The organism is Moorena sp. SIO2C4 (genome assembly GCF_010672485.1).
Taxonomy (GTDB): Bacteria; Cyanobacteriota; Cyanobacteriia; order Cyanobacteriales; family Coleofasciculaceae; genus Moorena; species Moorena producens.
The window spans coordinates 1-4,304 of sequence record NZ_JAAHGN010000648.1; the positions used below are offsets into that span (position 1 = coordinate 1).

At 44.1% G+C, this 4,304-nt stretch carries 5 protein-coding genes and 1 pseudogene; 3 read left to right on the forward strand and 3 right to left on the reverse strand.

All coding sequences use genetic code 11. The features are described from left to right. Positions 1 to 90: 90 nt before the first annotated feature. Positions 91 to 948: pseudogene (locus F6K20_RS26360) on the forward strand (transglycosylase domain-containing protein); the annotation flags it as partial. 142 nt (positions 949 to 1,090) lie between these two features. Here F6K20_RS26360 and F6K20_RS26365 read toward each other — a convergent pair. Further along, entirely contained in the window at positions 1,091 to 1,414 is a 324-nt protein-coding gene (locus tag F6K20_RS26365) for a DUF1825 family protein (protein WP_008185214.1), read from the reverse strand. A gap of 111 nt (positions 1,415 to 1,525) precedes the next feature. Beyond that, complete coding sequence (locus F6K20_RS26370; protein ID WP_081431903.1) at positions 1,526 to 1,693, reverse strand: pentapeptide repeat-containing protein; 168 nt, start codon at positions 1,691 to 1,693, stop codon at positions 1,526 to 1,528. A gap of 134 nt (positions 1,694 to 1,827) precedes the next feature. On the opposite strand from F6K20_RS26370, the gene F6K20_RS26375 reads away from it, so the two are divergent. Continuing rightward, a complete protein-coding gene (locus F6K20_RS26375; protein ID WP_008185215.1) occupies positions 1,828 to 2,223 on the forward strand; it encodes an NINE protein in 396 nt (131 codons plus the stop codon). A gap of 5 nt (positions 2,224 to 2,228) precedes the next feature. Next, positions 2,229 to 2,777: a ComEA family DNA-binding protein gene (locus tag F6K20_RS26380; protein WP_008185217.1), complete on the forward strand. Its 549-nt coding sequence runs from the start codon at positions 2,229 to 2,231 to the stop codon at positions 2,775 to 2,777. A 286-nt stretch (positions 2,778 to 3,063) separates the two neighbouring features. Here the strand turns inward: F6K20_RS26380 and F6K20_RS26385 are convergent, their stop codons facing one another. Further along, a complete protein-coding gene (locus F6K20_RS26385) occupies positions 3,064 to 3,798 on the reverse strand; it encodes an SP85-like N-terminal domain-containing protein (protein ID WP_287250715.1) in 735 nt (244 codons plus the stop codon). Positions 3,799 to 4,304 lie beyond the last annotated feature (506 nt).

Here is a 4,304-nt window from a genome sequence, read left to right on the forward strand (position 1 = left end):
GTCTACTATAGGCAGGTGGAAAGCATAGAAAAGGTTTTTGATCACAACAACCAATAAATTTAATATCTTTAAGATATTCCCTCTCTAGGTACCCATTTTGTGAAAGCGATAGTCGGGGGATACAGCTATGAAAAGAGCAAATTCAACCGTGCTACTCAAGCTCGACGTCAGCCTGGGTCATCCTTTAAGCCATTTGTTTACTATACTGCCTTTGCCACAGGTAAATATTCCCCCCGTTCCACTGTTTACGATACCCCCGTTCGTTATCGAGATGGTAGAGGCTATTACAGACCCAAAAACTATGGTGGTGGCTACTCTGGTGCCATGAGCATTCGCACCGCAATTGTTCAATCGAGCAATGTGCCAGCGGTGAAGATTGGCAGGAGAGTGGGACTTGATAAAGTCGTTGATGTGGTTAAGACCCTTGGGATTAAGAGTCCGATGCAACCGGTGCTATCCTTACCCCTAGGGTCAGTTGGGGTAACACCATTGGAAATGGCAGGAGCCTATGCTACTTTTGCCAATAATGGCTGGCACTCTGACACTACCTTAATTGTCCGAGTGACCGATAGTAAAGGCAATGTGCTGCTAGATAATACCCCTAAGCCTAAGCTGGTGCTAGATCAATGGGCGGTTGCTTCCCTTAACCATACCCTAACCGGTGTAATTAACGGAGGTACCGGAAAATCTGCCTACATAGGGCGTCAGGCGGCGGGTAAGACAGGAACAACCTCTTCAGAGCGAGATGTATGGTTTGTGGGATATGTACCCCAGATGGCTACCGCAGTTTGGATTGGTCGAGACAACAACCGACCCCTTGGGCGAGGGGTAACAGGTGGTGGCTATGCCGCACCGATCTGGCGGAGGTTTATGGCTTACGCTTTGCGGAACGAGCCAGTGAGATACTTCCCTCGACCCTCAAAATTTAAGCGTCCTCGATCTAGATAAATTCTAGATAAATTAGGGATATCAGCCGTCATTATTGGCGGCTCCTTACTAAGGCACTCTCAATCCTGAGCCTAAGACCCTAAGCTCTCAGCTGTCTTGGCAGATGTCCATGTATACCCACCCCCACCAAGGGCGTTCCTGACTACAATTGCTTCTCTAGGTCTGACTTCATCCGCTCCAATGTCATGTTCATCTGGTCAAACATCTGCTGAGGGGTGATCCCAAATTGACCTAACTGAGTATTGAGCTGCTCTATGGTCATCTGAGCCATGAAGTCATCGGATAACTCGAAGCGCTTCATAAAAATACGATAGCGCTCCATCATCTGTTCCATCTGATCGATGAAAATCTTTTTGCCTTCACGGTCAAACTTGCCATAGTCGTTGCCCAATTTAATCAGCTCTTGGTAATCTTCAAACAGCTGTTTTGCCTCTTTTTGGACAATTTCCGAATCAAAAAAACCCATTGCTCTTACCTGTCAACCGGTTTGGTTGTACTCAATCGCCGCTTCTAATCACATTTTAATGTAGCGTCAAACCTGGACAAAATTCGGTTTTCCGTATTAGTCCGTTGAAGATTAGTCAGTTGTTCGCCCAAGGCGTTCGTTGTAGGGTAGGTTGGAGCGTTGAAGGTTAGACCGTTGAAGGTTAGACCGTTGAAGGTTAGACCGTTGAAGGTTAGACCGTTGAAGGTTAGACCGTTGAACCTTCAACCTATTAACCTGTAACCTGTTAACCTTGGCCAAAAGGCCACGCTACGGGAACAACCTATAACCTGTAACCTCTAAGTTTCGACTCTGAGATAAGTAATTATTATAGGAACATAGGATTGAAAGTTTTTGGATCTCCACCAAGCTATTCAACGCGGGTCAAAGCAAGTATGTTGAGCAAGCCAAAAAGCCGTAAAGTCGCTTCCCTACTGGCATTGAGTGGGGTAGTGCTCCCCGTTTGTGGATTACACAAATTTTATCTCGGACAACCCTTCTGGGGAGTAATGTACTTACTCCTGTGTTGGACACCCATTCCTCGCATTGCTAGTGCTATAGAGGGGGTGTGGTATTTACTACAAAGTCAAGATCAGTTTGACCTCAATTTTAACCTCGGTATTGAGTCTACAGTATCTTCCTCAGAGAATCCATCGGCTGGGATTGACCCAGCCAAGGTAGGGGAAATTGCCGATGCCCTAAGACAGCTAGACAGCCTGCGTCAGGAGGGACTAGTGTCTGAGTATGAATTTGAACAAAAACGTCGTCAATTACTTGACCTAATTGCTTGAGTTTCATGGCAATTTTTGATTGGCTATCACCCAAGACTCGACAAAACCCAAATCAGCAATCAATTCAGCATAGGCTGAAGCGTGACCCCTACTATCGGCTACAATCCACAGAAGAAATTGCTGTAGCTGCCAAATTGGGGCTCACCATTGATGTGAATCAAGCTGGTGTGGATGATTGGCTGAGATTGCCAGGGATATCTATCCATCAGGCGCGGACGCTTTTTGAACTCACCAGCAGCGGTGTGCAATTTTGCTGCTTAGAAGATTTGGCCGCTGCCCTAGGTTGGTCAGTACAACGTCTGACACCCTTGCAACCAATTTTGAGATTTTGTTACTACGATGCTGAGAGTTTAGTAACGCCTGGGCTAGTCAACCCTAACACCGCATCTCTAGAACAGTTGACGAAAATTCCAGCAGTGGACTTGTTTTTAGCTAGAGCGATCATGCAAAATCGCTTTGATGGTGGCCCATACCGTAATCTGGCTGACCTTCAACGACGCCTTGAGCTTAATCCTCAGCTGACATCTGAGTTAATGTACTATTTAATCTTTTGAGATTAATAGTTTGAGCTTACTAGTTTTATAACCTATCCAGTTTACTACTTATCCTTCTTGGTTGATAGTCACTTAAAACTAGAAACTAGAAACTAGAAACTTGTCAGTGGCCAAGTCACAACTGAGAACTGAGAACTGAGAACTGACAGCTGATAGCTGATAGCTGAATGCTTACCACAAAACCTAAAAAAGGAACAGACTACGAGAAAGTGGTCTAGTTCCTACAGAGAACTGGTTGAATCAGCTATGCCGACGAAAAAATCCGGGAATCTTTAAAATTCCTAGGTCAGACCAATTCCTTAGACTTGCGCTTTAATGACGTCACACTTAATCCCAGCAAGCTTAGGCTGAACAAGCCCATTGTCATGGGTTCAGGAACAGGTTGAGAATTGGAAGGATGGTTAGGATCCAGAGTTAGATCAACATTAATATCAGCATTGCTAAGAGTAAAAGAACCCGTAGCACCTAGCCAGCCAGACATACCAAAGTTAGTGTTTTTGCCATTAGCTCCAACCCCAACCTGGAAGGCGTATTTACCATTTTCAGGTCTTTGGTAAAGATTCAGTTCCTTGCCATCGTAGAAACCTAGGCCACTTAAGGTCGCCCGAGTTTCATCCATGTTATAGTAGCGCCAATTACTAGTATCGACGGGGCCACCTTTTTCTACGTATTCAGACTTCGGTAGTTCCTTTTTAGGTCCTCCCCAAGGTTCTGGTGTGCTCTCGAACCAAATATCAACCTCCCATTGTTTAGTATCATCTTTTTCGGAAACGATGGTACCCAACAAATTAGCACTCCCATCATCGTATTCATTAAAGATACCTGAAGTGTCAAATACAAATCTCCCTGAGTCCAACTCAGGTAACCAGAAAGCATGTCCTGACCAATATGTGTCTGGGTTGCTATGAGCTTCATCGGCTAACCAGGACTTGACGATATCAGCTGCCTGGGCTTGTCCTACTGCTCCCAAAACTATAGACCCTAAAACTAATCCACTGCTTAAAAATTTAGTTATGTTCATGTTATAGACGCCCTAGTTATTTGAATTAATTAATTGACTGTAGTCTGTAACTAATTGGTTTACTAATTGTGTGACTAACTCGATCATAGCCTGAGCTGTCAGTAAAATCACGTTAAGTAAATTAACTGATATTTATAGTTTGCAAATCTGATGATTGCGATCGCGTTAGCGCTAACGTATAAAACGTATAACTTTTGTATTTTTTGTGTATAAATTAATACCAATAAAAAAATCCCCTCACTTTTGAACTGGCACCAAACTTGATTCCATGACCTGGAGCTAATCTACAGAAAAGAGCTGGTGAATTTTTTCGGTCCTATTCAGGACTATCAAAACAGCGCTGTTTCATTGTCCGACTAAAATGTGATTGGTAGGGATGTAGGGAGATAGGGAGATAGGGAGATAGGGATTTTTAACCTCAAAAAAAACCTCTCCCCAGCACCCCACCTTCCTTTCAATCCCATTGATCTGACAATTTATGCCAAAGAATTAAACAGCCCTGCCTC

Bases quoted from the DNA above. Each gene is read 5' to 3' on its own strand.
- F6K20_RS26365 (WP_008185214.1), bottom strand. From the start codon at position 1,414: ATGGGTTTTTTTGATTCGGAAATTGTCCAAAAAGAGGCAAAACAGCTG.
- F6K20_RS26375 (WP_008185215.1), top strand. From the start codon at position 1,828: ATGTTGAGCAAGCCAAAAAGCCGTAAAGTCGCTTCCCTACTGGCATTG.
- F6K20_RS26380 (WP_008185217.1), top strand. From the start codon at position 2,229: ATGGCAATTTTTGATTGGCTATCACCCAAGACTCGACAAAACCCAAAT.
- F6K20_RS26385 (WP_287250715.1), bottom strand. From the start codon at position 3,798: ATGAACATAACTAAATTTTTAAGCAGTGGATTAGTTTTAGGGTCTATA.